The following is a 23,978-nucleotide window of genomic DNA, read 5'->3' on the forward strand; positions in this document are numbered from 1 at the left end:
CTCTGCGGACAGGCCTCCCTGTCATCTTGCCGGAAATACTTCCGCCGGAGGCTCCGACACCACCAGCCGGGCCAACGGTTGAAACGAAAAAAGGCGGCCCGCAAGGACCGCCTTTTTCGCAACGTCCAGGCCCGCCTCAGCGTGCCGGAATGTCCTTGCCCCGTATCACCGCAGGACGCGCATAGAACCGGTCCAGATAGGGCTGCAGATTGGCATAGCTCTCCCACTCCAGCACCCCCTTCGCACCGTAGAACTCGAGCCCGTTCAGCCAGGGCGCAATCGCGATATCCGCGATCGAGAACTCACCCGTCACCCAGTCCTTGCCCTCAAGCTGCGTGTTGATCACGCCGAGCAGCCGCTTGCCCTCGTTGACGAACCGCTCAAGCGGGCGAGGATCTTCGATCTCCTTGCCGGCGAACTTGTAGAAATATCCCAGCTGCCCCAGCATCGGGCCCAGACCGCCCATCTGCCACATCAGCCACTTGATCACCTCGTACTTGCCCGCCCCCGACACCGGCATCAGCTTGCCGGTCTTCTCGGCGAGGTAAATCAGGATCGCGCCGGATTCAAACAGCTGCACCACCTCGCCGCCGGGGCCGTTCGGGTCGATGATGGCCGGGATCTTGTTGTTCGGGGCCAGCGACAGAAACTCGGGGCTGCGCACGAACTCATCGCCCAGTGGCACCTTGTGGGCCTCATACTCCAGACCCACTTCCTCCAGCGCGATCGAGACCTTCACCCCGTTCGGCGTCGGAAAGGAATACAGCTGGAGTACCTTGGGGTTCTGGGCCGGCCACTTGTCGTTGATCAAGAAAGTCTCGGGAAACATGCGCATCCTCCTGTTGCCAATTTCACCCAACATAACCCCAGCGCAGCGATAAAACAGCCAGCGCCCGACCGCAGCACTGGAAAAGTCGGTGCGTGGACGCAGATTTCATAGTCAAAGAATACACAACGCCCCCTCGGGCCATCTGCTGAAAAAAGGGACAGGGACATGCTGAAAGAATTCCGCGCCTTCATCGCCAAGGGCAATGTCATGGACATGGCCGTCGGCATCATCATCGGCGCCGCCTTCACCGCCATCGTCAAATCCATGGTGTCGGACCTGCTGAACCCGGTGCTGGGCCTGTTCACCGGCGGCCTCGATTTCACCAACAACTACGTCATCCTCGCTGGCGGTGGCCCCTACGACAGCCTTGATGCCGCCCGTGAGGGCGGGGCCGCCGTCTTCGCCTATGGCGCGTTCCTCTCGGCCGTGATCAACTTTCTGATCGTCGCCTTCGTCGTCTTCATGCTGGTGCGCTACCTCAACAAGGCCAAGTCCATCGTCATCGCTGAGGAAAAGGCCGCCCCCGCAGAAGCCAAGCCCGCAGGCCCGACCCAGCTCGACGTGCTGCTTGAAATCCGCGATGCGCTGAAGAAGGATACGCCCACAGAGCAGGGCACTGGCCGCCCGGCACTCTGATTTCGGTGCTTTCCGGGGCTTGAGCGCAAGTATCGCCTCGCAATCCCCCTCTCCGGCAGGATAACCTGCGCATAAGTTGGTTTATTGCCGGAGACCCTTGATGTCCCTCGATCAGATGGATCGCTCGATCCTGCGCGTGCTGCAAAAGCAGGGGCGCATGTCCAATGCCGATCTGTCGGAAAAGGTGGGGCTGTCGCAATCCGCCTGTCATCGCCGCGTGCAGCGGCTGGAAACAGACGGCTATATCCGCGACTATGTGGCGCTGCTCAATGCCCGCAAGATGCAGCTGGCCACCACGGTCTTTGTCGAGATCGGCCTCTCCGGCCAGGCGGATGAGCTGCTTGAGGCGTTCGAGACCGCCGTGGCCCGTGTCCCTGAGGTGCTGGAGTGTCACTTGATGGCGGGGACGGCGGATTACCTGCTGAAGGTGGTCGCCGAAAGCTCGGAGGATTTCGCGCGCATCCACCGTCAAAGTCTGGCGCGGCTGCCCGGCGTTCAGCGCATGCAAAGCTCCTTCGCCCTGCGCACCGTGTTCCGGACAACCGCCCTGCCGGTCTGAGGGCTATTCCGCCGGGGCGCAGAACTGATGCGCCAGACGCACCCGCTTGCGCGCCGTGCCTTCGGTATAAAGGCCAGGGTTGCGCGGCGCGGCGAAGATCATCATCGACATCAGGCTGAAGGCGAACTCATAAAGCTCGAACTGGCGCGGCACGCCGCCGATGATCACCATCGTCACCGAGGCGATCACCGCCAGCCAGGCATGCAAGGGGCGGGGCACCGGCACAGCCAGCGCCGTGGCAAAGCCGCGCACCCAGTGGGCCAGAGGGTACAGGATCGGCAACAGGATCAGGTAGGCCAGCAGGACCGGCGTCAGATCGTTGCCGAAGATCGTGCTGGCCAGTTGGGTGTCTCCGATGACAAGGTTGTGCAGGTTCGTCTCGGCCTGAAAGTTATGCTCCACAAAGAAACTGCCGGACTGCCAGTCGAAGATTCGCTGCCCCCAGGAGATTTCCTCGCCCGCCACGAAGGCATAGAGCAGGGCATAGAGCCAGGTCAGCGCGGCGCCGAAACGCCTGCCGATCTGCAACAACTGACGCCCACGCCAGATCAGCAGCAGGGCCGCCACGAACAGGAAGATCGCCGTGCCGTATTCCAGCGGCCCATCTTCCTGCGCCAGCGCGGTTTCAAACAGGCCCGGGTTGATCAGCGCAACCGGAATGGCGATGGCATGGGCGAAGATGAACATCGCAAGGACTACAAGGGTAAACCGGCGCTGGCGGGGCATGTCGCGAACCTTTCTGAACTCAGCTGTGGGCCTGATGTCAGGTCCTGAAAATGCGGGATCCAGCAGGTCAGACTCGGCAGACTCAGGCAGGTTCCGGGTGACTGAACTAACGAGTTCAGTTGGAAGTTCAAGAAACTGTCATGAAATTGTTGGAAAAAATTCTGCAACCCTTGGGCGAATCGGCAAATATCTGCCGATGAAAGGCCTCTTGGAGGTGCGGATGCGCCCGGCGGTTGTGGCGCGGGGGCGGCTCAGGGGGGATGCGCGCAAGGCCATGCCCCGGAAATGACAAACCCCCGGGCGTTGGCCACGGGGGATCATCTGTTTTTCATGTTCGTCTGAATGAAAAGCTCAGGCAAAGAGCCCTCAGATCATGCCTTCGCGTTGCAATTGCTTGCGAGCCAATTTACGGGCACGGCGGACAGCTTCGGCTTGCTCCCGGGCTTTCTTCTCGGACGGTTTCTCGAAATGTTGCTTGAGCTTCATTTCACGGAAAACGCCTTCGCGCTGGAGCTTTTTCTTCAGAGCCCGGAGGGCCTGGTCGACGTTATTGTCGCGAACACTAACCTGCATGTGGTTGTCACCACCTTCCTAAGTTTGAGTTGCATCAGATTGCAGGAGGTGGCCGTATAGCAATGAGTGCCCTATTTGTCCAGTATTGCCGCATGCGCCGTTCCGGTGCGCGGCGGAGCGGGCAGGATGCCCGCGCTGGTCAGGCGAAAAGGAGACGCACCATGACGCACGACACCCAAACCGACGCAGATCCGGGCCCGGAGGCCACGCCGAACGCGGCGGACCGGCTGCTGGATGCGGCGCTGCTGAACGTGCCTTTCGACGGCTGGAGCGAGGCCACCCTGCGCGCCGCCACCAACGAGACCGGGATTTCCGCCGGTCTGGCCAAGGCGCTGTTTCCGCGTGGCGCGGTCGACCTTGCGCTGGCCTATCACAAGCGCGGCGACGACGAGATGGCGCGCCGTTTCGCCGCTGAGGATCACTCCGATCTGCGCTACAGCGAGAAGGTTGCCCGTGCCATCCGCATCCGGCTGGAGCTGGCCGACCGCGAGCTGGTGCGCCGTGGGGCGACGCTGTTCGCGCTGCCGCAACATGCCACGGATGGGGCCAAGGCGATCTGGGGCAGTGCCGATGCGGTCTGGACCGCGCTTGGCGACACCTCTGAGGATGTGAACTGGTACACCAAGCGGATGACCCTGTCGGGCGTCTACTCCGCGACCGTTCTGTTCTGGCTGGGCGATGATTCGCTGGAGCAGCAGGCGACGTGGGATTTCCTCGACCGGCGTATCGCGAACGTCATGCAGTTCGAAAAGGCCAAGGCCCGCGCCACGGACAGTCGTCTGGGCCAAGCGCTGGCCAAAGGGCCGTTGGCGCTGTTGTCGCGTTTGCGGGCACCGCAGAGGCCGGGCGATATGCCGGGGTCTTTCGGGGCCTAGCGCGAGGCGGGCGGCGGGGCACTGGCCTGTAAGCGGTGCGCTGCCTCCGGCGGGAATATTTCAGCAAGAAGAAGATAGGGAGCGCTTCTCATGCGTGTGATCGAGATTTCGAAACCGGGTGGACCGGAGGTATTGGTGCTGGGCGAACGCGAGGTGCCGGTGCCCGGCCCGGGTCAGGTGCGTCTGCGTGTCGCCTATGCCGGGGTCAACCGCCCCGATGCGCTGCAACGCGCTGGCTCCTATGCGCCGCCGCCGGGGGCCAGCGATCTGCCGGGGCTTGAGGCTTCGGGTGAGGTCGTGGCGACCGGACCTGGCGTGCCCGAAAGTGCCATGGGGCAGCGTGTTTGCGCCCTTTTGCCCGGCGGTGGCTACGCCGAAGAGGTGGTCACCCCCTGGGCGCATTGCCTGCCGGTGCCCGAGGGCATGGATATGGCCGAGGCCGCCTGTCTGCCCGAAACCTACTTCACCGTCTGGACCAATGTGTTCATGCGCGGTCGGCTGAAGGGGGGCGAGACTTTCCTTGTGCATGGCGGTTCCTCCGGGATCGGGACGACGGCGATCCAGCTGGCGAAGCTGTTCGGGGCACGGGTGTTTGCCACGGCCGGGTCGGCGGAGAAGTGCGAAGCCTGTGTCAAGCTCGGGGCGGAGCGGGCGATCAACTACAAGACCGAGGATTTCACCGAGGTTCTGGCCGAGGCTGGCGGCGTCGATGTCATCCTCGATATGGTGGGTGGAGACTATATCCCCCGCAACATACAGGCGCTCAAGCCCGAAGGGCGGCTTGTCATGATCGCCTTCCTCGGCGGTGCCAAGGCCGAGGTGAACTTTGCCCAGGTCATGATGAAGCGGCTGACGGTCACCGGATCGACCCTGCGCCCGCAAGGGGATCAGGCCAAGGCCGAGATTGCCGAAGCGCTGCGCGAACACGTCTGGCCTTTGCTGGCTGCGGGCCGTCTGGCCCCCGTGATGGACAGCGAATACCCGATGGAGCGCGCCGCCGATGCCCATGCCCGCATGGAAACCTCGGCGCATATCGGCAAGATCGTCCTCAAGATCTGCGGCTGAGCCAAGCTGAAACCTGAGAACCAGAGCCTGGGGTGCCCGATGGGGTGCCCCAGGCCCAAGAGGCACTGTCCAAGAGACACGGCCCAACCTCCCCTCCAGTCCCAAAGGAGCCCTCCTCATGAAAATCGATCTTTCCGGCAAACATGCCCTCGTCACCGGCTCAACCGGCGGTATCGGCTATGGTATCGCGAAACGTCTGGCCGAGGCGGGCGCGCATGTCATTCTCAACGGACGCGGCGCTGACAAGGTGACCAGCGCCGTGGCCTCCCTGCAAAACGACTTCCCCGAGGCTGAGGTGAGCGGCGTTGCCGCCGATCTTGCCACCGCCGAGGGCTGCGCTGACGTGCTCGCCAAGGCCGGTCCCGTCGATATCCTGATCAACAATGCGGGGATTTTCGGCCCCAAGGATTTTTTCGAGGCCGATGATGATCTCTGGCAGCAATACTGGGATGTGAACGTGATGAGCGGCGTGCGCCTGTCACGCGCTCTGGCGCCGAAGATGGTCGAAAACGGCTGGGGCCGGATCCTGTTCCTCGGCTCGGAATCGGCCTTCAACATTCCCGCCGATATGATTCACTACGGTGTCAGCAAGACCGCCTATGTCTCGCTGGCGCGCGGGCTGGCCAAGCGGCTGGCGGGCACCGGCGTCACCGTCAATTCGCTGCTGCCCGGGCCGACGCTGTCGGAGGGCATGACAGGCGGCCTCGACCCTGCTCCGGGGCAGAGCACCGAGGATGCGGCGAAGGATTTCGTGATGAAAAACCGCCCCAGCTCGATCATCCAGCGGGCGGCGACGGTCGAGGAGGTCGCGAATATGGCGCTCTATGCGGTTTCGCCGCTCAGCTCGGCGACCACGGGCGCGTCGTTGCGGGTCGATGGCGGTGTGATCGATTCGATCTAATCGGCCCCGCTCATGCTGTTGAACAGCGCGTCGTGCGCGCGGCAATCGCGCCGCGTGTCGGCGGCACAGGGGCGCGGATCGAGGTCCTTTGTCAGGCAGATCCGCGCCTCCTGTATCCGGCCCGCCTTGCAGGTCACGGTCACGCCGTCGGCCTCAAGCTGCGGATTCACCTCAAGAAAAGCGGCCTCGATGGTGCTGGCGGGCAGGCGCAGATCGCGTGGCACGGCGCGCAGCAGAGGCGGGCGCGTCACGCTGGCGAAAGCCCGGCGGGATAGCGCGAAGTAGTCAGGCGCGCTGAGCCCCGAACAGCGCCCGTGCTTTTTCCACTCGTGCCAGGCGAGGCTGCCGGTGCCCATGATATCGGCCATCGCGGCGGTTTCGGCGCGGCTCGGATCGGGCAGGCGGCTCGCACAATCGCTGGGATAGCCCGCCTCGTACTGCGGCCAGAGCCCGTGCAGCACCCAACCGAACCCGGCCCCCGGCGCGCATTGGGCCGACCCCTCGGCCCGTCCCTGCGCCGCGCACCAGCCCGGCGACCAGCTGAGCGACAGCACGTAATAGTCGAACCGGCCCGCCACATCCGCCGCCTGCGCCATGGGCGCCAGCAGCAGCGTGGTCAGGACAGTCATCGCCCTGCGAATAAGGTGCCTGCGCATTCGACTCTTCCATTTCCTTGCAAAGCTGACTATATAGCGGGCAAGTTCCCCCACAACGGTAACCTGCATCGCCCCGGCGGTGCGCCTGGTCCCGCCAGGCAGCGGGGAAGATTTGACGTTCAGGAGTTTCGACATGACTGGCAAACCTCTCATGGCCAAGGCCACCGCGGTCTGGCTGGTGGACAACACCACGCTGACCTTCAAGCAGATTGCCGACTTCGCTGGCATGCATGAGCTTGAAGTGCAGGGCATCGCTGACGGCGACGTCGCCACGGGCGTCAAGGGCTTTGACCCGATTGCGAACAATCAGCTGGATCAGGCTGACATCGATCGCGCCGAGGCCGACCCGATTGCGCGCCTCAAGCTGAAGTTCAACCCCTCTGCGGTTGGCGAAGAAAAGCGTCGCGGCCCGCGCTATACGCCGCTGTCCAAACGTCAGGACCGTCCGAACGCGATCCTCTGGCTGGTGAAATTCCACCCAGAACTGACCGACGGCCAGATCGCCAAGCTGGTCGGCACCACCAAGCCGACGATCCAGTCGATCCGCGAACGCACCCACTGGAATATTGGCAACATGCAGCCGATCGACCCGGTCGCGCTTGGCCTGTGCAAACAGAGCGAGCTTGACGCCGCCGTTCAGAAAGCCGCGCAGAAACGTGCCGCCGATGGCGCCGCGATGACGGATGATGAGCGTCGCAAGCTGCTCTCGACCGAACAGAGCCTCGGCATGGAAACCGAATCGCGCATGCCGACGGCGATCGAGGGCCTCGAGACCTTCACGCTGTCCAATGACGACGACGAGGACAACGAGTACAAGAAAAAGCCGCAATACGATGCCGAGAGCCTCTTCAACCTGCCCAAGGGCGGTGGTGACGACGACGAGGACGACGAATAAGGCCAACCGCCTGACCGTCTGACGCATTTGCAGGACCCGGCGCCCATGGCTCCGGGTCTTTTGCGTCTTGCGGTGGGGCAGGGGCTTGCACCTGAGCGCGGTCCTGTCAAACCTGCGCGCGACGATGGACTCGCGCCTGCTTTGGAAAGGACACCCCCCATGCATATCGCCGTTGTTGGCGCCGGAATGATCGGTGCCGCCGCTGCCCGCCACCTGACGCTGGCCGGGCACCGCGTCACGCTGATCGGTCCGGAGGAGCCCGTCGACCCGCAAACCCACACCGGCCCCTTCGCCAGCCACTACGACGCCGGTCGCATCACCCGCCAGCTCGATCCGTGGATTTTCTGGAGCCGGGTGTCGCGCGCCTCGATCGCCCGCTACCGCGAGATTGAGGCGGTGAGCGGCGTGACCTTCTTCTCCGAGGTCGGCTCTCTGATGGCGGGGCCTGAGGGCACCGTGCAGATGCAGCGACTCGACAGCACCCGCCAGCGCGACAGCGTCCCCTGCGACGTGTTGCGCGACGACGAGCTTGCGCATCAGTTCCCCTATTTTGACTTTCACCCCGGCACCATCGGCTTTCACGAGCGCAGCAACGCCGGGCATATCAACCCGCGCAGGATGGTCCGCGCCCAGATCGCCGCGGCCACCGCACAGGGGGCGACCCTGCTGCGCGATGTGGTGCAAGGCATTGACGACACTGGTAAAGGCGTCACCCTGCGCCTGTCAGACAGCACTCTGCAGGCCGACCGTGCCCTGATTGCGACCGGCGGGTTCTCCCGCACGCTGACCGGCGATGCCCTGCCGCTGAAGACCTACGCCCGCACCGCCGCGATGTTTGAGGTGACGGAGCAGGAGGCGCAGCGGCTGGCGCAGATGCCGACGCTGATCGTGCTGCTGCCGACCGGCGAGGACCCCTATCTACTGCCTCCGATCCGCTATCCCGACGGCAAGATGTACCTCAAGATGGGCGGCGACAGCGTGGATATTCCGCTCGAAACTCCGGACCAGTTCACCGACTGGTATCGCTCCGGCGGCTCGGCCAAGGTCGGCGGCGAACTTGAGGCTCTGCTGCGCGCACAGATGCCCAGCCTCGACATCCGGTCTGTCGCGACCATGCCCTGCGTCACGACCTTCTCACCCGAGAATATCCCGCATTACAAATCCCTCTCGGGCAACGTCTTTACCGCCATCGCCGGCTGTGGGCGCGGTGCCAAGAACTCCGACGAACTCGGCCGCCTCGGCGGGCTGCTGGCCACCGGCGAAGCGCTGCCCGACTGGGCGTATGAGCCCGCTGTCGCCCAAGACTGACGAAGAAAGTACGCCGCCGATGACACCTGAAAAACCCCGCCTCACCTCGCGCCACATCTGGCGCATCGTGATCGACCTTGGTGCCAATCTGGTGCTGCCGTTGCTGATCTATGTGCTGAGCCACGAGGCCATCGGAGAGGTGCCGGCGCTGCTGGCCTCCTCGATGCCGCCGATTGCGCTGAGTCTGGTGGATTTCATCCGCGACCGCAGGATCGACGCTCTCTCGATCCTCGTGCTGATCGGGATCGCCCTGTCACTTCTGGCCTTCGTCGGGGGGGGGTCGGTCAAGGCCCTGCAATTGCGTGAGAAATTCGGCACCCTTGCCTTTGGTCTGGCATTTCTGGGGTCCGCTGCGATCGGCAAGCCGATCATTTTCTACCTCGCGCGCGCAAGCTACGCCCGAAAGGGCGCAGCCGAGGGCGCCAAGCTGGACGCCGCGCGCAACCTGCCGCATGTGCGGCGCATGATGACGGTGATGACCGTGGTCTGGGGCGCCGGGCTGGTGGCGGAGTTCGCCGTGTCGCTGGTGCTGGTCTATGCGCTGCCGATCACCCAATACCTGATGATCGGCCCCGTGGTGGGCTATGTGACCATCGCCGCGCTGGCCGTCTGGACCTATCGCTACGTCCGCCGCACGCGCGACGCTCAGGTCGCCGCGACACCGCCGCCCACACCCCCTGCGCAGCCGCCTCAGGCCTGACCGGGGCGGCACCAGCGCCGCCCCGATCCGCTTTCAGAGCCGTTCCAGAGCCGTCTCGGCAGGGGTATAGTCCAGCCCCTGCGCCTCGGCGACGGGCGCACAGGTGATCTTGCCGCCCGCGACGTTCAGCCCGGCCAGCAGATGTACATCGGCCTTCAGCGCCGCCACGACCCCCAGATCGGCCATCCGCAGCAGATGCGGCAGCGTCGCGTTGTTCAGCGCGTAGGTCGAGGTCCGCGCCACACCGCCGGGCATGTTGGCGACGCAGTAATGCACGATATCCTCTTCGACATAGGTCGGATCGGCGTGGGTCGTGGCATGGGAGGTCTCAAAGCAGCCTCCCTGATCAATCGCCACATCGACGATGACCGCGCCCTTCTGCATGCCCTTGAGCATCTCGCGCGTCACCAGCTTGGGCGCGGCGGCACCGGGGATCAGCACGGCCCCGATCACCAGATCGGCGGTGGCCAGCACGCTCTCCAGCGCGGTGCGGGTGGAATAGAGCGTCTTCACCCTGCCGCCGAATTGCGCATCAATCGCCTCCAGCACCTCGTTCGAGCGGTCGAGCAGCACGACCTCCGCCCCCAGACCCACGGCCATGGCGGCGGCATTGCGCCCCACGACACCGCCGCCGATGATCACGACATGACCCGGCGCAACACCCGGCACACCGCCGAGCAGGACGCCGCGCCCGCCCTGCGCCTTCTCCAGCACATGCGCGCCCGCCTGCACCGACATGCGACCGGCCACCTGGCTCATCGGTTTCAGCAGCGGCAGTCCGCCATGGGGCGAGGTGACGGTCTCATAGGCGATACAGGTCGCACCCGAGGCGACCAGATCCGCCGTCTGTTCGGCGTCGGGGGCAAGATGCAGATAGGTATAGAGCACCTGCCCGGGGCGCAGCCGCTTGCGTTCCGCCGCCTGCGGTTCCTTGACCTTGACGACGATCTCGCAGGCAAAGACATCCTCGACACTGCCGATCGTGGCGCCGGCGGCAGTGTATGTGTCGTCCTGAGCGCCGATCCCGGCACCGGCGCCGGCTTCGATCACCACCTCATGGCCGTGGGAGACCAGCTCGGCCGCGCTCTCCGGCGTCAGGCCGACACGATACTCGTGGTTCTTGATTTCTTTCGGGCATCCGATCCGCATGGTCTGGCTCCTCTGTGTGGCTATGGGGCCATGATGACAGAAGGCTGGGGGATTTCCTTGATTTCTCAAGGGGTATTTGTGCGATTGCAGCGGTGATTCTTCTGCTGGATGGAGCGCGCGCGCAAGACTCTTCGAGGATTTGGGCAGACCCCGGGATCAGCTTCGGTGAAGCCCCTTGATTTCGGGCGAATGCTGCGCTGCGGCGGCCTCGCGCGCCCTCCTGCGGGCAGCGCAGAAAAAAGCCCGGCATCGAACCGGGCTTTTTTCTTGGGGCGGCGGCTGAAATCGCACCGTTCAGTTACCGCCCGAATACCGACGGGATACCGACATCTAAATCTGCACCGTTCGAGGCCTCAGATATCCTTGCGCGCCCGCAGTGCCGCCGTGATCGTGCCATCGTCGAGATAGTCCAGCTCTCCGCCAATCGGCACGCCCTGCGCCAGCGAGGTCAGGCGCACCCGACCCTCCAGCTGATCGGCGATGTAATGCGCGGTGGTCTGGCCGTCGACGGTGGCATTCAGGGCCAGAATGACCTCGGAAATGCCTTCGTCTTCAATGCGTTGCACCAGCTTGGGGATACGCAGTTCATCCGGTCCGACAGCATCCAGCGCGCTGAGCGTACCGCCCAGCACGTGATAGCGCCCACGAAAGCTGCCGCCGCGCTCCATCGCCCAGAGATCCGCCACGTCCTCGACCACGCAAAGCTCTGAATTCGCACGCTTTTCATTGGCGCAGATATCGCAGAGCCGGTCACTGCCGAGGTTGCCGCAGCGCTCGCATTCGCGCACCGTCACGGCCACCTGATGCATCAGATCCGCCAGCGGTGTCAGCAGCAGCTCCCGCTTGCGGATCATCTGCAGCACAGCCCGCCGGGCACTGCGCGGGCCGAGGCCCGGCAGCCGCGCCATCATGTCGATCAGCGAGTCGATATCGCGGGAGGCGCTCATGCTCAGCTCAGAACGGCATCTTGAAATCTGCAGGCAAACCAAGGCCTTCGGTGATCTTGCCCATCTCTTGCTGCGCCAGCTCCGCGGCCTTGGCCTGGGCGTCCTTGATGGCAGCGAGGATCAGATCTTCGACCACTTCCTTGTCGTCGCTGTTGAAGATCGAGGGGTCGATATCCAGGCTCTTCAGCTCACCCTTGGCGCTGGCCACGGCCTTGACCAGACCCGCGCCGCTTTCGCCCGTGACCGTCATGTCGTGCAGAGAGTCCTGCAGCTCGCCCATTTTCGACTGCATCTCCTTGGCAGCCTTCATCATTTTCGCCATGTCACCCATTTGACCGAGGCCCTTGAACATCGTCTTTCTCCTTGGATTGAAAGGGGGCTGGCGCGATCGCCCGACCCCGAAACTGGTCTCTTGTTTCATATCGCGGCCCGCTGGCACCAGTGCAAGGGTGGCGGCGTCAAAGCGCCTGTTTGCCTCGGAAATGTGCCTGTTCTCAGGGCCTTCCGCCTAGTCGTCTTCAAAGGGATCCCATTCGTCATCGACCTCTGGCAGGGCGTCGGCCTGCACTTCGGCGCTGATGTCCTGCAGGGTCCGCACGCCGGTGATCTCGGATTTCGGAAAGGCTTCGAACAGCGCTTTCAGCATCGGATGGTCGGCGGCAGCCGCCTTCAACTCGCGCGCCTTGGCGTCGCGTTTGTCGGCGATGGTCTCCTCCGCCTCCTCGTTGCCCAGGACCACCGCCCAGCGGTTCCCGGTCCAGAGCTGCAGCCGCGAGCCGAGTCGCTGAGACAGGTCCTTCGGGGCGCCGGGAGCCGGAGAAAACTCAATCCGTCCAGGACGATAGGAGATGAGGCGGACACCGTTCTCGACCTCCACCAACAGCTTCATGTCGCGGTTGGTGCGGATCAGTTCGATGACATGCTCAAAGCTCGGGTAGCGTGACAGCGCTTGGTCGACGTCCTGCGCCAGCATGGCATTCGCGCCGCCAGACGCCTGACCACCGCCGCCGCCGATGCTGGCCGAGGCGTAAGCCGAGGCCCCCCCGCCCGCCGCAGGCGCGCCCGTGCTCTGCACGGGTCTCCCGCCTCCGCCGCCAGAGCCTCCGCCGCCAGAGCCGCCTCCGCCAGAACCACCACCGCCACCGGGCGCATCCGCCGGCCTTGGTGTGTCTTTCAGCTTGCGCACAAGTTCCTCTGGCGAGGGCAGCTCCGCCACATGGGTCAGCCGGATCACGGCCATCTCTGCCGCCATCATTGCGTTCGGAGCCAGAGAGACTTCTTCCAGCGCTTTCAACAGCATCTGCCACATCCGCGTCATCGATCGCATCGGCAGGCGTGCCGCCAGATCGACACCACGGGCACGCTCATCGGGGCTGATCGTGGGGTCTTCGGCAGCATCCGGCGTGATCTTCACGACGCTGATCCAGTGTGTGATTTCCGCAAGGTCACGCAGCACGGCCAGCGGGTCTGCGCCGGCGGCGTATTGCCCCGACAGCTCGGTCAACGCGGCGGCGGCATCACCGCGCATGATCATTTCGTAGAGGTCCATGACCCGACCGCGATCCGCCAGCCCCAGCATGGCGCGCACCTGATCGGCGGTGGTTTCGCCCGCGCCATGGGAAATCGCCTGATCGAGCAGCGAGGTCGCATCGCGGGCCGAACCTTCTGCCGCCCGGCAGATCAGCGCCAGCGCGTCATGGGTTATTTCGGCCTTTTCGCGCCCGGCGATCTTTTCCAGCAGGGCGATCATCACCTCCGGTTCGATCCGGCGCAGGTCGAACCGCTGGCAGCGCGACAGCACCGTCACAGGCACCTTGCGGATCTCGGTCGTGGCGAAGATGAACTTCACATGCGCAGGCGGTTCCTCCAGCGTCTTGAGCAGCGCGTTGAACGCGCTGGTCGAGAGCATATGGACCTCATCGATGATATAAATCTTGTAACGTGCCGAAGCGGCACGATAATTCACGCTGTCGATGATCTCGCGGATGTCATTGACGGAGGTGTTGGAGGCCGCGTCCATCTCCATCACGTCGACGTGGCGCCCCTCCATGATGGCGCGGCAGTGTTCGCATTTGCCGCAAGGTTCGGTCGTCGGACCGCCATTGCCATCGGGTCCGATGCAGTTGATGCCCTTGGCGATGATACGTGCGGTCGTGGTTTTCCCGGTGCCGCGGATGCCCGTCATGATGAAGGCCTGCGCGATGCGATCGGCGGCAAAGGCGTTTTTCAGTGTGCGCACCATGGCGTCCTGCCCGACGAGGTCGGCAAAGGTCTCGGGCCGGTATTTGCGGGCCAGAACCTGGTAGGCGCCAGAGGATGTCTGCTCGGTGTCGGTCATGCGAGGCCTGTTCGGGTAGCGATCCGGCAAGAGGCCGGATGTGGGGGTCGCCCCAAGGTTAAAGGGCTGTGCGGGCAGCGTCCACCGGCAACGATCGAGTAGGTGGCGGGATGCTGCAAGGGAACCATACCCCTGTTTCGCACATTGGCCCTGCACATATAAGGGCGCGTTGCCCATGAGAGGAGACTTTGATGCGTCTGCGGGGCACGAGAACCAGTTCCAATATCGAAGACCGGCGGCGATCCGGCGGCGGCGGCCGGGTGATTGGCGGGGGGCTGGGCATCGGCGGCGTGCTGCTCGTCCTGGCGATCGGCTGGTTCACCGGCATAGACGTGACGCCGATCCTGAATGGGGGCTCCGAGCCGCAGAGCCAGCAAACCACGCGAGAGCTGAGCGCGCAGGAAGAACAGTCCGGCGTCTTCGTCTCGCAGGTTCTGGCCAGCACCGAGGACGTCTGGGGCGAGGTTTTCCCGCAGCAGGTGGGTGAGGCCTATCAGCCGCCACGTCTGGTGATGTTCTCGCAGGTGACGAGCAGCCCCTGTGGTGGCGCTTCTGGGGCGACGGGGCCTTTCTACTGCCCGCTGGATCAGAAAGCCTATCTCGATACGGATTTCTTCTCGACGCTGTCGCAACAGTTGGGCGCGGAGGGTGACTTTGCCGCCGCTTATGTGATTGCGCATGAGGTCGCGCACCACGTGCAGAACCAGCTGGGGATCCTCGATCAGGTCGACAGCTATCGCCAGGGGGTGAGTGAGGCGGAGGGGAATGCGGCAACCGTGCGGTTGGAGTTGCAGGCGGATTGTCTGGCGGGCGTTTGGGCCTCGAATGTCGATGCGCTGCTGGAGCCGGGGGACATCGATGAGGCGGTAAATGCTGCCCGGATGATCGGCGATGACCGTCTGCAGCGTCAGGCGGGGCAGGTGCCGCAGCCCCATACTTTCACACATGGGACATCTGAACAGCGCTCGCGCTGGTTCACGACCGGCTATGAAACCGGTGAAATCGGCAGCTGCGATACGTTCAACGCCAAGACTTTGTGAGGGGTATGCCCTACAGGCGCAGCTGGCGCCTGTAGCGGGGCAAGGTGAGAGGCTGGACAACGACCCAAGCGGGGCTCGTTACGGCTGCTTCCTTCCGGACCTGACCGGGTTGGCGAGGCGCTCGCCCGCGCCAACCTCTCGAGGGGTGATATAGGGGCTGCTACGCGGATTCGCAACACCTTGTGGCAGGGGGCGGATTTGCCTCTCTCTGCGAGAGCGGCAAGCCTCCGGCGGGAATATATTTGCAGGAAGAAGGGCCGGGGTTTGCGCCCCGGCCCTGTCGTTTTCTCAAGTCTCAGGTGATCAGAGCATGATGCGGAACAGGGCGAAGCCGCCTTCGCCTTCGCCAGCCGGCTCAATATCGACGCCTTTGACGCTGTCGGCGTATTTTGCAGCGCCGGGGCCGGTTTCAAACAGCACTGTAGTGTCGGGCATCGGCGCGAAGGTCCAGTTGGCATCTGCTTTCGGGCTGATGGTACCCTTGTCGACGATGTAGCGCACGATGATGTCGCGGTTGGTGTCGGGGCCTTCAAAGATGATCGTGTCGCCAGTGCCGGGGAAGTGGCCGCCGCCGGAGGCACGGTAGTTGTTGGTGGCGACGATGAACGTCATGTCATCGGTGACCGGCTTGCCCTGGTAGGCGAGGTTGACGATGCGGCTCTCAGGGCTGACCTCGCCCCCGTCATCGTCGTAACGCGCAGGCTTGGACAGGTCGATCTGGTAGGTCACGCCGTCGATCACGTCGAAGTTGTAGCTGGGGAAGGAGGTGTTCAGCAGCGCCGCGTCTTTCGAGCCCGGTTCGATCTGGTTGAACATGCCGGCCGAACGGTCCAGCCAGCCCCGCAATTGCGTGCCGTTGATCTTCACCGCGCGGATCGTGTTGGGGTAGAGGTAGAGGTCGGACACGTTCTTGATCGCGACATCGCCCACCGGCACTTCGGTGTAGTATTCCGGGCCACCGCGACCGCCGGCCTTGAAGGGGGCGGCAGCAGACAGAATTGGCAGGCCTTCGTATTCGGTGCCGACCATCATGTCCTTGATGTACCACTCCTGCGCGTTCGAGACGACCTGAACCGAAGGATCATCGGCGACCAGCGCAAAGTAGGAATGCAGCGGCGTGTCGGTCTTGCCGACGGCGCGGCGCACGTAGGACAGCGTCTCGTCGTGCTGTTGCTGGGCGGCGGCCAGAACGGTCGGCACGCTTTCGACCAGTGCAGTGATGGAGCGATCCTCGCCGCGTTTGTAGATCGGGCGGGTCTCACTTTCGGTGGCGACGACACGCCACTCGTTGCCCTCATGCTCCAGCAGCAGGTCGATCACACCGAGGTCGGAGCCCCAGAAACCACCCATGACGGCGGGTTTGCCGTGGATCGTGCCTGCGGCCACATCGACGGCGGCGAAGCCTTCGAAGGTGGGCGAGGGGAAGACGAGGTGCGAGTGACCTGTGAGCAGGGCGTCTATGCCCTCGACCTCGGCCAGCGGGACGGCGGCGTTTTCCATGCCGTCTTCGTGCTTGGCGGAACCGATGCCGGAGTGGGACAGTGCGATGATGATATCGGCGCCCTCTTCCTTCATCTGCGGCACGTAGGCGCGGGCGGTTTCGACGATGTCGCGGGTGTTGACCTTGCCCTCAAGGTGCTTGCGATCCCAGTTCATGATCTGCGGCGGCACGAAGCCGATCAGGCCGATCTTGATGGGATGGGCGCTGCCGTCGCCGAGGGTGATGGTCTTGTCGAGGATCACATAGGGCGGCAGCAGTGTCTTGTCGGCGGTCGGATTGGCCGCCATTTCCTTGACCACGTTGGCCGAGATCACCGGGAAGTTCGCGCCCGCCACGGATTTCATCAGGAAATCGAGCCCGTAGTTGAATTCGTGGTTGCCGAGGGTCGAGGCCTCATACCCCAGCGTGTTCATCGCGGCGATCACCGGGTGCAGGTCGCCGTCCTTCATGCCGCGCTCATAGGCGATGTAGTCGCCAAGAGGATTGCCCTGCAGGAAGTCGCCGTTGTCGATCAGGATCGAGTTCGTCGCCTCGGAACGGATGGTGTCGACATGCGCCGCGGTGCGGGCAAGGCCGACCGTGTCATCGGGTTTGTCGGCGTAATAGTTATAGGGAAAGACATGCACGTGCAGGTCGGTCGTTTCCATGATGCGCAGGTGCGCCTGGGCGCCGGCGGCGCGCGCCGAGAAGGGGTGAAGGCTGAGCAAGGATGCCCCCGCTACTGTGCCGGCCAGGAAGCCGCGGCGCGACAGGCTGGATGATTTGAATTTCGACATGATCGACTCCCTCAATTTCGTAAAGGCGCATCATGCGACCCGAGGATGACATTGCCATAACAGATTCAGGGTGACGTAGCCGGAGGTGAGGTGTTTGGCGCGTCTTGGCCTGTCATGTGGCGCGGATCTTGGCCCACTTTGCCTGATTTTTCAACATTGCACTCGCTGAGGCAAGCGGGCAGGTTGCGGCAAATTATGGAAGGAAGATCCCATGACTGTCGCAATCGCCGAGGAGGTGACGTTTGGGGGATCCGGCCTGGACAGGGCCGCGCATCTGCGGGGAAATCCTGAGGCACTGATGGCGTCTTTGCGCCAGCCCGAGGCACGTGCGATCCTGTTCTGGCGCGGCACTCTGCTGGTCGAGGCGGACGGCCGTCTGGCCCGGCATGAGATGAACCCCAGCGTTGTGATCGAGGCCGGCGATGCCGCGACCCTTCTGGGATTGGACGAGGGGGGGCCGGTTTTCGCGCTTGATCTCGCGACCTGGGGCCGGGATGAGGCCGCGTTTCGGGACCCGACAGCGGACCTTGCGGCACAGGGCTTGCCCCTGCTCCGGGCCTTGCCCGAAGACGAGGTCTTCGTGGATCTGCGCAGCGTGATGGCTGGCCTGTCGCCGGTGGATGCCGAGCTGGCTGCGACGGCAAAGGCGCTCTACGCATGGCATGCGACCCACCGTTTCTGCGCCTGCTGCGGCCAACCGAGCGAGATCATCGAAGCGGGCTGGCAGAGGCGCTGTCTGTCCTGCGATGCGCGCCATTTTCCCCGCACCGACCCCGTGGTGATCATGTTGATCACGCGCAACAATCAGGTGCTGCTGGGGCGCTCTCCGCAATGGCCGGAGGGGATGTATTCGCTGCTGGCCGGGTTTGTCGAGCCGGGCGAGACGATCGAGGCCGCCGTGCGCCGCGAGGTGCTGGAGGAAACCGCCGTGCCAGTGGGCGAGGTCTCGTATCTGTGCAGTCAGCCCTGGCCGTTTCCGAATTCGCTGATGTTCGGCTGTCGCGGCACCGCCCTGTCAGATCGCATCGAAGTAGACCCGGTTGAGATCGAGGCCGCGCTCTGGCTCAGCCGTGAAGATCTGGTGACGGTTTTCGCCGGAGATCATCCGATGATTCGCCCGCCGCGAAAGGGAGCAATTGCCGAATTTCTTCTGCGTAATTGGCTTGCGGACCGTTTGGATTGACGCAATCCTCGCTGGGATCAATCACCACGAGCTGCAAAACGGCGGAGCTTCATGAAGATCGTTGCGAAACAGGATATCGAAGCGCCGATCCAGAAGGTTTTCGAACGCGCCACGGATTTCAAAAACTTCGAGCGTTCTGCGATGCGTCGCGGGGCCAGCGTCACGCGACTTGAGGGCGAGGATGACGCGCAGGTCTGGGATGTGGCGTTTCCGCTGCGCGGCAAAACCCGCCTCTTTCGCCTGACGGTCACCGATTTTGACGAGCCCGAAAGGATGAGCATGTCTGCCGTCTCGGAAGGGATGGCAGGCAGCATCCAGGTGGATCTGGTTGCCTTGTCGCGCAGCCGCACACGCCTGCGCGTCGAGATCGAGGTCAAGCCGCAGACCCTGTCGGCCCGGTTGCTGGTCCAATCCCTGCGTCTGGCGCGCGGCAGCCTGCAACAGCGCCTGCAAGAGCGTCTGGCGGAGTTCACGACGGCCGTGGAGGGGACCCGGTCCCGGCGCGCCTAGCAGGCCGCTGGACGGCGGCCTGCGTGCCCCGGAAGGGTCAGCGCGTGTTCAGCCGCGCTGCGGATCAGCGGCATATACGCCCAGAATTTCCAGCTTTGAGGAGAAGTACCCCAGCTCGTCGAGGGCCAGCTGGACATTGTCGTCCTCGGGGTGGCCTTCGATATCGGCATAGAACTGGGTCGCGGTGAAACTGCCCCCGACCATGTAGCTCTCAAGCTTGGTCATGTTGATGCCGTTGGTCGCAAAGCCGCCCATGGCTTTGTAAAGCGCTGCGGGGATGTTGCGCACTTCGAACACCAGCGTGGTGATCATGCCGTGATCGCCGCGCCGGCGCATGTCAGGCTCACGGGACATGATCAGGAATCGGGTCGTGTTGTTGGCCTGATCCTCGATATGGCGGGCCAGCACGTCCAACCCATAGACCTCTCCGGCCAGTTCGCTGGCGAGGGCCGCCCGCGTTGGATCGTCCTGCTGAGAGATCAGCAGGGCCGAGCCTGCCGTGTCCGCGCCAATGATCCGGCTGATGTTATGCTCTGACAGAAACGCACGGCATTGCCCCAGCAGCATCTGGTGCGAGGTGGCCGAGGTGACCTCCTCCAGACGTGTGCCGGGCAGGGCCAGCAGGTTGATATGCACCCGCACGAAGGCCTCGCCGACGATGTTCAGCCCGCTGCCGGGCAGCAGATAGTGCATGTCGGCGACGCGCCCGAAGGTTGAGTTGTCGACGGGCAGCATGGCTAGATCGGCGGTGCCGTCCAGCACGGCGGCAATCGCGTCCTCAAAGCTGCGGCAGGGGAGCGGTTCAAACTCCGGCTTCGCTTCTACACAGGCCTGATGGGAATAGGCACCCAACTCTCCCTGGAACGCAATGCGGCGATTCATGACGATTAATTCCGTGTTATTCTGGACATATCGCCATAAAGGGCGATTGGTCGCGGTAACTACACCTTGCGTTGAGCGAGGGGAAGCGGATAGATACCCGCCGAAACACTTGCGACGGATTCAATCAGGGGCGCGGCTTTTCATGTTTGATACAATGACTATCACGAAGATCGTTGGCGGCGTATGCGGCACGCTTTTGGTGTTCCTTTTGGGGAACTGGTCGGGCGATCTGCTGTACGAAACCGGATATGGCGAACATGGCGCTGAAGAGCACGCTCAGGGCTATCTGATCGAAACCGCCGCCCTAGAAGGCGGAGACGCTGGCGCCGAAGGCCCGACCTTCGAGGAAGTCTTCGCATCCGCAGACGCTGGCGCAGGCGAGCGTGTGTTCAACAAGTGCAAGGCCTGCCACAAGGTCGACGGCAGCAACGCAACCGGCCCTCACCTCGATGGCGTCGTCAACCGCGCAGTCGATTCGGTTTCCGGCTTCACCTACTCGGGCGCTCTCGAAGAGCATTTCGATGTCTGGACGCCTGAGCACCTCAACACTTTCCTGACCAATCCGCGCAGTGCCGCACCGGGCACCAAGATGACCTTCGCCGGTCTGCCCAAGGTCGAAGACCGCGCCAACGTGATCGCCTATCTCGACTCCCTGTCGAACTGATCCTGGCCTGAGCGATGCATTTAGGGCCGTCAGCCTTCGGGCTGGCGGCCTTTTTCGTGTTGCATGCCGCCGATCACAACGGCTTCACGCAATCTCAACTTGAACATGGCCAAGATGCGACATTAGCCTAAGTCACACGCTGGACCGGTCGAAACCAGTCCACGGCAGAATGCCGAATGCGCCCAGAAGGATAGACGAGGAGCCCTCCATGCACCGTCCCGCGACCCTGCTCTTGCCGTTTCAGGCCTCCTTGTCACGGCGCAAGGTCCTGGCGCTGGGGGCGCTGACCGCCGCGTCGTTTGCCTTTGCCGTGCCGGAGGCGCGCGCGCAGGACACGGCATCGCAAACCTCCGAGGAGGCTGAGAGCACCGGCGCTGATGACAAGATCATCACGAGCCACGGTTATTCGTACTTCGGGGAACTGAAGTATCCGGCAGATTTCGAGCATCTGGCTTTCGTGAACCCGGATGCGCCAAAGGGTGGCGAGATTGTCATTCAGGAATCCGGCACGTTCGATTCGATGAACCCCTACACGGTCAAGGGGCGGGCCGGTGCGCAGGCCACGATCATGTACGAAACTCTGCTGGGCAGTTCCGCAGATGACTACAACGGCTCCTACTGTCTGCTTTGCGAGAGCCTGGAATATGACGAGGGGCAGACCTGGGTCATCTTTCACATGCGCAAGAATGTGAAGTTTTCCGATGGTACGCCGCTGACCGCGCAGGACGTTGTGTTTTCCCACAACCTGCTGATCGAGCAGGGGCTTCCGTCGTATTCCGCAGGCGTCAAGAAACGCATCCTGAGTGCCGAGGCGCTGGACGATTATACCGTCAAATTCACCTTCGCGACGGGGATTTCGCGCCGGTCCCTGATTGATCAGGTCGGCGGGACCTCGGTCTTCAGCAAGAAATGGTACGAGGAAACCGGCGCACGTCTGGATGAGCCGCGGTTTGAGATTTCGCCGGGCTCCGGGCCTTATATGCTCGACAGTTATGACGTGAACCGCCGTATCGTATACAAGCGCAATCCTGAGTACTGGGGGGCGGATTTGCCGCTGAACAAGGGGCGGTACAACTTCGATACCATCCGCATTGAATACTTTGGCGACGAATCCGCCGCTTTTGAGGCGTTCAAGGCCGGTGAATATACCTTCCGAATCGAAAGCAGCTCTCGCCAATGGGCGACGCAATATAACTTCCCCGGCGTGCAGAACGGCCACGTGATCAAGACCGAGCTGCCCGATGGCACGCCGCCGAACAACGTCGGCTTTGTGTTCAATCTGGGCCAGGAGAAATTCAAGGACAAGCGGGTGCGCGAAGCCATCGCGCTGGCCTACAACTTTGAATGGACCAACGAGAGCCTGCAATACGGCCTGTTCAAGCACCGTGAGAGCTATTTCCAGGATACCCCCCTGCAAGCCATCGGCCTGCCGGAGGGCGAAGACCTCGCCTTTCTTGACGGGCTGGGGGACATCGTTCCCGAAGTGCTGAAAACCGAACCTCCCGTAGGGATCCACGACAGTTCGCCTGAGCGTTTGAATGATCGTGGCAATCTGCGCAAAGCGGCCAATCTGCTGGAGGAGGCTGGCTGGATCGTGGGCGACGACGGTCTGCGCCGCAATGCCGCGGGAGACGTGCTCTTCATCGACTTCCCGATCAACTCCTCCTCTGCCAGCGCGCTTGAGCCGGTGCTGGATAACTACGCGCTGAACCTCAAGGCCATCGGTATCCGCCCCGATTTCGAAAAGGTCGACCCGAGCCAGTACACCAACCGCACCCGCAAGGGCCAATACGACATGGTCTACGGCGGCTATCCTGCGTTTCTGGGCACCGGGACCGGGTTGATGCAGATGTATGGCACATCCGAGGTCGGGTTCTCGTCCTTCAATCCGGCTGCTCTGGCCAGTGATCTGGTGGACACAATCATCCTCGCCTCACTCGATACCACGAGTCAGGAAGAACAGGACGCCTCGCTGCGCGCTCTCGACCGGGCGCTGCGCTACGAATTCCTGATGGTGCCGACCTGGTACAAGTCCGGCTATTGGGTGGCCTACTACGATATGTTCGAACACCCCGATATTCCGCCCTATGACTTAGGGTACCTCGATTTCTGGTGGTACAATGCGGACAAGGCGGCCCAGTTGAAGGCCGCTGGCGCACTGAGGTAAGCCAGCCAGATGGGAGCCTACATTTTTCGCCGCCTGCTGTTGGTCATTCCGACCCTGTTGGGCATGATGATCATCAACTTCACGCTGACACAGTTTGTGCCGGGCGGCCCGATCGAACAAATTATCGCTCAGGTGCAGGGGCAGGGCGATGTCACCGCCGGTTTTACCGGTGGCGGTGGTGATGCAGCCAATATGCTCGGCTCCAACGACTCTGCCTATGCCGGTGCGCGTGGCTTGCCGCCCGAGTTCATCGAGAAGCTGGAGAAGGAGTTCGGCTTCGACAAGCCGCCTCTGGAACGCTTCGGGCTCATGCTGTGGAACTACGTGCGGCTTGATTTCGGCGACAGCTATTTCCGCTCGGTCAGTGTGATCGATCTGGTGCTGGAAAAGATGCCGGTGTCGATCACCCTCGGCCTCTGGTCGACGCTGATTGCCTATCTGATCTCGATTCCTCTGGGCATTCGCAAGGCGGTCAAGGACGGCTCCAGCTTTGACAACTGGACGTCCGGCGTGATCATCGTGGCCTATGCGATCCCTGGATTTCTCGTGGCGATCCTGCTGCTGGTGCTGTTTGCCGGTGGCTCCTACTGGCAGGTGTTTCCGCTGCGCGGGCTGACGTCGGACAATTTTGATCAGCTCAGCTGGGGCGGCAAGGCGCTGGACTATCTCTGGCACATCACGCTGCCGGTGCTGGCCTCGACCATCTCCGCCTTTGCGACGCTGACCCTGCTGACCAAGAACTCGTTTCTGGACGAGATCAAGAAGCAGTACGTCATGACCGCCCGCGCCAAGGGGCAGAGCGAACGTCGCGTGCTCTATGGCCATGTGTTCCGCAATGCGATGCTGATCGTCATCGCTGGTTTTCCGGGCGTGTTCATCAGCGTCTTCTTCGCCGGCAGCCTGATCATCGAGACGATCTTTTCCCTTGATGGGCTGGGCCGTCTGGGGTTTGAGGCGGCTGTCGCGCGGGATTATCCGGTGATCTTCGGCACGCTGTTCATCTTCGGCCTGATGCAACTGGTGGTCGGGATCGTGTCGGATCTGATGTATGTCTTTGTCGATCCACGCATCGACTTTGAAAAGCGCGAGGGCTAGGCC

Annotated in this window: 24 protein-coding genes and 1 other RNA gene; 14 read left to right on the top strand and 11 right to left on the bottom strand. The window is 63.1% G+C overall.

Annotated features, from left to right (window positions below):
• Positions 1–136 precede the first annotated feature (136 nt).
• Positions 137–829, bottom strand: coding sequence for a glutathione S-transferase N-terminal domain-containing protein (locus F3W81_RS17190; protein ID WP_193080526.1), 693 nt, complete (start codon positions 827–829; stop codon positions 137–139).
• Between the two features lie 165 nt (positions 830–994).
• On the opposite strand from F3W81_RS17190, the gene mscL reads away from it, so the two are divergent.
• Together mscL and F3W81_RS17200 are read left to right on the top strand one after the other, a co-directional pair.
• Positions 995–1,465: a large conductance mechanosensitive channel protein MscL gene (gene mscL, locus F3W81_RS17195; protein WP_193080527.1), complete on the top strand. Its 471-nt coding sequence runs from the start codon at positions 995–997 to the stop codon at positions 1,463–1,465.
• Positions 1,466–1,565: 100 nt separating this feature from the next.
• Positions 1,566–2,024: an Lrp/AsnC family transcriptional regulator gene (locus tag F3W81_RS17200; RefSeq protein ID WP_193080528.1), complete on the top strand. Its 459-nt coding sequence runs from the start codon at positions 1,566–1,568 to the stop codon at positions 2,022–2,024.
• A gap of 3 nt (positions 2,025–2,027) precedes the next feature.
• Here the strand turns inward: F3W81_RS17200 and F3W81_RS17205 are convergent, their stop codons facing one another.
• Together F3W81_RS17205 and rpsU are read right to left on the bottom strand one after the other, a co-directional pair.
• Positions 2,028–2,750 carry a hypothetical protein gene (locus F3W81_RS17205; protein ID WP_193080530.1) on the bottom strand — a complete coding sequence of 241 codons (723 nt, stop codon included), beginning with the start codon at positions 2,748–2,750 and terminating at the stop codon, positions 2,028–2,030.
• A gap of 366 nt (positions 2,751–3,116) precedes the next feature.
• Complete coding sequence (gene rpsU / locus F3W81_RS17210; protein ID WP_193080531.1) at positions 3,117–3,323, bottom strand: 30S ribosomal protein S21; 207 nt, start codon at positions 3,321–3,323, stop codon at positions 3,117–3,119.
• A gap of 161 nt (positions 3,324–3,484) precedes the next feature.
• Here rpsU and F3W81_RS17215 point away from each other — a divergent pair, with 161 nt between their 5' ends.
• From F3W81_RS17215 to F3W81_RS17225, 3 genes are all read left to right on the top strand, one after another.
• Positions 3,485–4,198: a COQ9 family protein gene (locus F3W81_RS17215; RefSeq protein WP_193080532.1), complete on the top strand. Its 714-nt coding sequence runs from the start codon at positions 3,485–3,487 to the stop codon at positions 4,196–4,198.
• A gap of 90 nt (positions 4,199–4,288) precedes the next feature.
• The gene (locus F3W81_RS17220; RefSeq protein ID WP_193080533.1) at positions 4,289–5,263 is read left to right on the top strand and encodes an NAD(P)H-quinone oxidoreductase; all 975 of its coding nucleotides are present in this window, start codon (positions 4,289–4,291) and stop codon (positions 5,261–5,263) included.
• Between the two features lie 118 nt (positions 5,264–5,381).
• Complete coding sequence (locus F3W81_RS17225) at positions 5,382–6,164, top strand: SDR family NAD(P)-dependent oxidoreductase (RefSeq protein ID WP_193080534.1); 783 nt, start codon at positions 5,382–5,384, stop codon at positions 6,162–6,164.
• On the opposite strand, the gene F3W81_RS17230 is transcribed toward F3W81_RS17225, so the two are convergent.
• Positions 6,161–6,820 (bottom strand): ribonuclease T2 family protein, encoded by a 660-nt coding sequence (locus F3W81_RS17230; RefSeq protein ID WP_193080535.1) that lies wholly within the window; start codon positions 6,818–6,820, stop codon positions 6,161–6,163. The genes F3W81_RS17225 and F3W81_RS17230 overlap by 4 nt on opposite strands.
• A 133-nt stretch (positions 6,821–6,953) precedes the next feature.
• Between F3W81_RS17230 and F3W81_RS17235 the strand changes: the two genes are divergently transcribed.
• The 3 genes from F3W81_RS17235 (at position 6,954) to F3W81_RS17245 (ending at position 9,723) form a co-directional block, all read left to right on the top strand.
• Positions 6,954–7,715 (top strand): DUF1013 domain-containing protein, encoded by a 762-nt coding sequence (locus F3W81_RS17235; RefSeq protein WP_193080536.1) that lies wholly within the window; start codon positions 6,954–6,956, stop codon positions 7,713–7,715.
• A 159-nt stretch (positions 7,716–7,874) separates the two neighbouring features.
• Positions 7,875–9,023, top strand: a complete 1,149-nt coding sequence (locus F3W81_RS17240; RefSeq protein WP_193080537.1) for an NAD(P)/FAD-dependent oxidoreductase — start codon at positions 7,875–7,877, stop codon at positions 9,021–9,023.
• A 19-nt stretch (positions 9,024–9,042) separates the two neighbouring features.
• Positions 9,043–9,723: a VC0807 family protein gene (locus F3W81_RS17245; protein WP_193080538.1), complete on the top strand. Its 681-nt coding sequence runs from the start codon at positions 9,043–9,045 to the stop codon at positions 9,721–9,723.
• A 33-nt stretch (positions 9,724–9,756) separates the two neighbouring features.
• Here F3W81_RS17245 and ald read toward each other — a convergent pair whose 3' ends face one another.
• The 4 genes from ald to F3W81_RS17265 form a co-directional block, all read right to left on the bottom strand.
• Complete coding sequence (gene ald / locus F3W81_RS17250; protein ID WP_193080539.1) at positions 9,757–10,872, bottom strand: alanine dehydrogenase; 1,116 nt, start codon at positions 10,870–10,872, stop codon at positions 9,757–9,759.
• Positions 10,873–11,225: 353 nt separating this feature from the next.
• The gene (recR, locus tag F3W81_RS17255) at positions 11,226–11,819 is read right to left on the bottom strand and encodes a recombination mediator RecR (protein ID WP_193080540.1); all 594 of its coding nucleotides are present in this window, start codon (positions 11,817–11,819) and stop codon (positions 11,226–11,228) included.
• 7 nt (positions 11,820–11,826) lie between these two features.
• Positions 11,827–12,171, bottom strand: coding sequence for a YbaB/EbfC family nucleoid-associated protein (locus F3W81_RS17260; RefSeq protein ID WP_193080542.1), 345 nt, complete (start codon positions 12,169–12,171; stop codon positions 11,827–11,829).
• 156 nt (positions 12,172–12,327) lie between these two features.
• Entirely contained in the window at positions 12,328–14,157 is a 1,830-nt protein-coding gene (locus F3W81_RS17265) for a DNA polymerase III subunit gamma/tau (protein WP_193080543.1), read from the bottom strand.
• 191 nt (positions 14,158–14,348) lie between these two features.
• On the opposite strand from F3W81_RS17265, the gene ypfJ reads away from it, so the two are divergent.
• Positions 14,349–15,197: a KPN_02809 family neutral zinc metallopeptidase gene (ypfJ, locus tag F3W81_RS17270; protein ID WP_193080545.1), complete on the top strand. Its 849-nt coding sequence runs from the start codon at positions 14,349–14,351 to the stop codon at positions 15,195–15,197.
• 43 nt (positions 15,198–15,240) lie between these two features.
• On the opposite strand, the gene ffs is transcribed toward ypfJ, so the two are convergent.
• An RNA gene (ffs, locus tag F3W81_RS17275) (signal recognition particle sRNA small type) lies at positions 15,241–15,337 on the bottom strand.
• A 163-nt stretch (positions 15,338–15,500) separates the two neighbouring features.
• Positions 15,501–17,474 carry a bifunctional 2',3'-cyclic-nucleotide 2'-phosphodiesterase/3'-nucleotidase gene (locus tag F3W81_RS17280; protein ID WP_193080547.1) on the bottom strand — a complete coding sequence of 658 codons (1,974 nt, stop codon included), beginning with the start codon at positions 17,472–17,474 and terminating at the stop codon, positions 15,501–15,503.
• 211 nt (positions 17,475–17,685) lie between these two features.
• Between F3W81_RS17280 and nudC the strand changes: the two genes are divergently transcribed.
• Together nudC and F3W81_RS17290 are read left to right on the top strand one after the other, a co-directional pair.
• Positions 17,686–18,657 (top strand): NAD(+) diphosphatase, encoded by a 972-nt coding sequence (gene nudC / locus F3W81_RS17285; protein ID WP_193080548.1) that lies wholly within the window; start codon positions 17,686–17,688, stop codon positions 18,655–18,657.
• 51 nt (positions 18,658–18,708) lie between these two features.
• Positions 18,709–19,167 (top strand): SRPBCC family protein, encoded by a 459-nt coding sequence (locus tag F3W81_RS17290; protein ID WP_193080549.1) that lies wholly within the window; start codon positions 18,709–18,711, stop codon positions 19,165–19,167.
• Positions 19,168–19,215: 48 nt separating this feature from the next.
• Here F3W81_RS17290 and F3W81_RS17295 read toward each other — a convergent pair whose 3' ends face one another.
• Complete coding sequence (locus F3W81_RS17295; protein ID WP_193080550.1) at positions 19,216–20,049, bottom strand: prephenate dehydratase; 834 nt, start codon at positions 20,047–20,049, stop codon at positions 19,216–19,218.
• Positions 20,050–20,191: 142 nt separating this feature from the next.
• On the opposite strand from F3W81_RS17295, the gene F3W81_RS17300 reads away from it, so the two are divergent.
• The 3 genes from F3W81_RS17300 to F3W81_RS17310 all read left to right on the top strand — a co-directional run bounded on the left by F3W81_RS17300 (position 20,192) and on the right by F3W81_RS17310 (position 23,975).
• Positions 20,192–20,713 (top strand): c-type cytochrome, encoded by a 522-nt coding sequence (locus tag F3W81_RS17300; RefSeq protein WP_193080551.1) that lies wholly within the window; start codon positions 20,192–20,194, stop codon positions 20,711–20,713.
• A 208-nt stretch (positions 20,714–20,921) separates the two neighbouring features.
• Positions 20,922–22,880 carry an extracellular solute-binding protein gene (locus tag F3W81_RS17305; RefSeq protein WP_193080552.1) on the top strand — a complete coding sequence of 653 codons (1,959 nt, stop codon included), beginning with the start codon at positions 20,922–20,924 and terminating at the stop codon, positions 22,878–22,880.
• Positions 22,881–22,889: 9 nt separating this feature from the next.
• Entirely contained in the window at positions 22,890–23,975 is a 1,086-nt protein-coding gene (locus tag F3W81_RS17310) for a microcin C ABC transporter permease YejB (RefSeq protein WP_193080553.1), read from the top strand.
• The last annotated feature ends 3 nt before the right edge of the window (positions 23,976–23,978 follow it).

Origin of the sequence: Pseudooceanicola spongiae, from assembly GCF_014899185.1 — a bacterium.
GTDB classification, from domain to species: Bacteria; Pseudomonadota; Alphaproteobacteria; order Rhodobacterales; family Rhodobacteraceae; genus Pseudooceanicola; species Pseudooceanicola spongiae.

Excerpts from the sequence above, each read along its gene's own strand:
- F3W81_RS17215 (WP_193080532.1), top strand. The coding sequence starts at position 3,485 with ATGACGCACGACACCCAAACCGACGCAGATCCGGGCCCGGAGGCCACG.
- mscL (WP_193080527.1), top strand. The coding sequence starts at position 995 with ATGCTGAAAGAATTCCGCGCCTTCATCGCCAAGGGCAATGTCATGGAC.
- F3W81_RS17200 (WP_193080528.1), top strand. The coding sequence starts at position 1,566 with ATGTCCCTCGATCAGATGGATCGCTCGATCCTGCGCGTGCTGCAAAAG.
- F3W81_RS17230 (WP_193080535.1), bottom strand. The coding sequence starts at position 6,820 with ATGCGCAGGCACCTTATTCGCAGGGCGATGACTGTCCTGACCACGCTG.
- F3W81_RS17235 (WP_193080536.1), top strand. The coding sequence starts at position 6,954 with ATGACTGGCAAACCTCTCATGGCCAAGGCCACCGCGGTCTGGCTGGTG.
- F3W81_RS17260 (WP_193080542.1), bottom strand. The coding sequence starts at position 12,171 with ATGTTCAAGGGCCTCGGTCAAATGGGTGACATGGCGAAAATGATGAAG.
- F3W81_RS17205 (WP_193080530.1), bottom strand. The coding sequence starts at position 2,750 with ATGCCCCGCCAGCGCCGGTTTACCCTTGTAGTCCTTGCGATGTTCATC.
- F3W81_RS17300 (WP_193080551.1), top strand. The coding sequence starts at position 20,192 with ATGTTTGATACAATGACTATCACGAAGATCGTTGGCGGCGTATGCGGC.
- nudC (WP_193080548.1), top strand. The coding sequence starts at position 17,686 with ATGACTGTCGCAATCGCCGAGGAGGTGACGTTTGGGGGATCCGGCCTG.
- F3W81_RS17305 (WP_193080552.1), top strand. The coding sequence starts at position 20,922 with ATGCACCGTCCCGCGACCCTGCTCTTGCCGTTTCAGGCCTCCTTGTCA.
- F3W81_RS17225 (WP_193080534.1), top strand. The coding sequence starts at position 5,382 with ATGAAAATCGATCTTTCCGGCAAACATGCCCTCGTCACCGGCTCAACC.
- F3W81_RS17290 (WP_193080549.1), top strand. The coding sequence starts at position 18,709 with ATGAAGATCGTTGCGAAACAGGATATCGAAGCGCCGATCCAGAAGGTT.
- F3W81_RS17295 (WP_193080550.1), bottom strand. The coding sequence starts at position 20,049 with ATGAATCGCCGCATTGCGTTCCAGGGAGAGTTGGGTGCCTATTCCCAT.
- rpsU (WP_193080531.1), bottom strand. The coding sequence starts at position 3,323 with ATGCAGGTTAGTGTTCGCGACAATAACGTCGACCAGGCCCTCCGGGCT.
- F3W81_RS17220 (WP_193080533.1), top strand. The coding sequence starts at position 4,289 with ATGCGTGTGATCGAGATTTCGAAACCGGGTGGACCGGAGGTATTGGTG.
- F3W81_RS17240 (WP_193080537.1), top strand. The coding sequence starts at position 7,875 with ATGCATATCGCCGTTGTTGGCGCCGGAATGATCGGTGCCGCCGCTGCC.
- ypfJ (WP_193080545.1), top strand. The coding sequence starts at position 14,349 with ATGCGTCTGCGGGGCACGAGAACCAGTTCCAATATCGAAGACCGGCGG.
- F3W81_RS17190 (WP_193080526.1), bottom strand. The coding sequence starts at position 829 with ATGTTTCCCGAGACTTTCTTGATCAACGACAAGTGGCCGGCCCAGAAC.
- F3W81_RS17310 (WP_193080553.1), top strand. The coding sequence starts at position 22,890 with ATGGGAGCCTACATTTTTCGCCGCCTGCTGTTGGTCATTCCGACCCTG.
- ald (WP_193080539.1), bottom strand. The coding sequence starts at position 10,872 with ATGCGGATCGGATGCCCGAAAGAAATCAAGAACCACGAGTATCGTGTC.
- F3W81_RS17280 (WP_193080547.1), bottom strand. The coding sequence starts at position 17,474 with ATGTCGAAATTCAAATCATCCAGCCTGTCGCGCCGCGGCTTCCTGGCC.
- recR (WP_193080540.1), bottom strand. The coding sequence starts at position 11,819 with ATGAGCGCCTCCCGCGATATCGACTCGCTGATCGACATGATGGCGCGG.
- F3W81_RS17245 (WP_193080538.1), top strand. The coding sequence starts at position 9,043 with ATGACACCTGAAAAACCCCGCCTCACCTCGCGCCACATCTGGCGCATC.
- F3W81_RS17265 (WP_193080543.1), bottom strand. The coding sequence starts at position 14,157 with ATGACCGACACCGAGCAGACATCCTCTGGCGCCTACCAGGTTCTGGCC.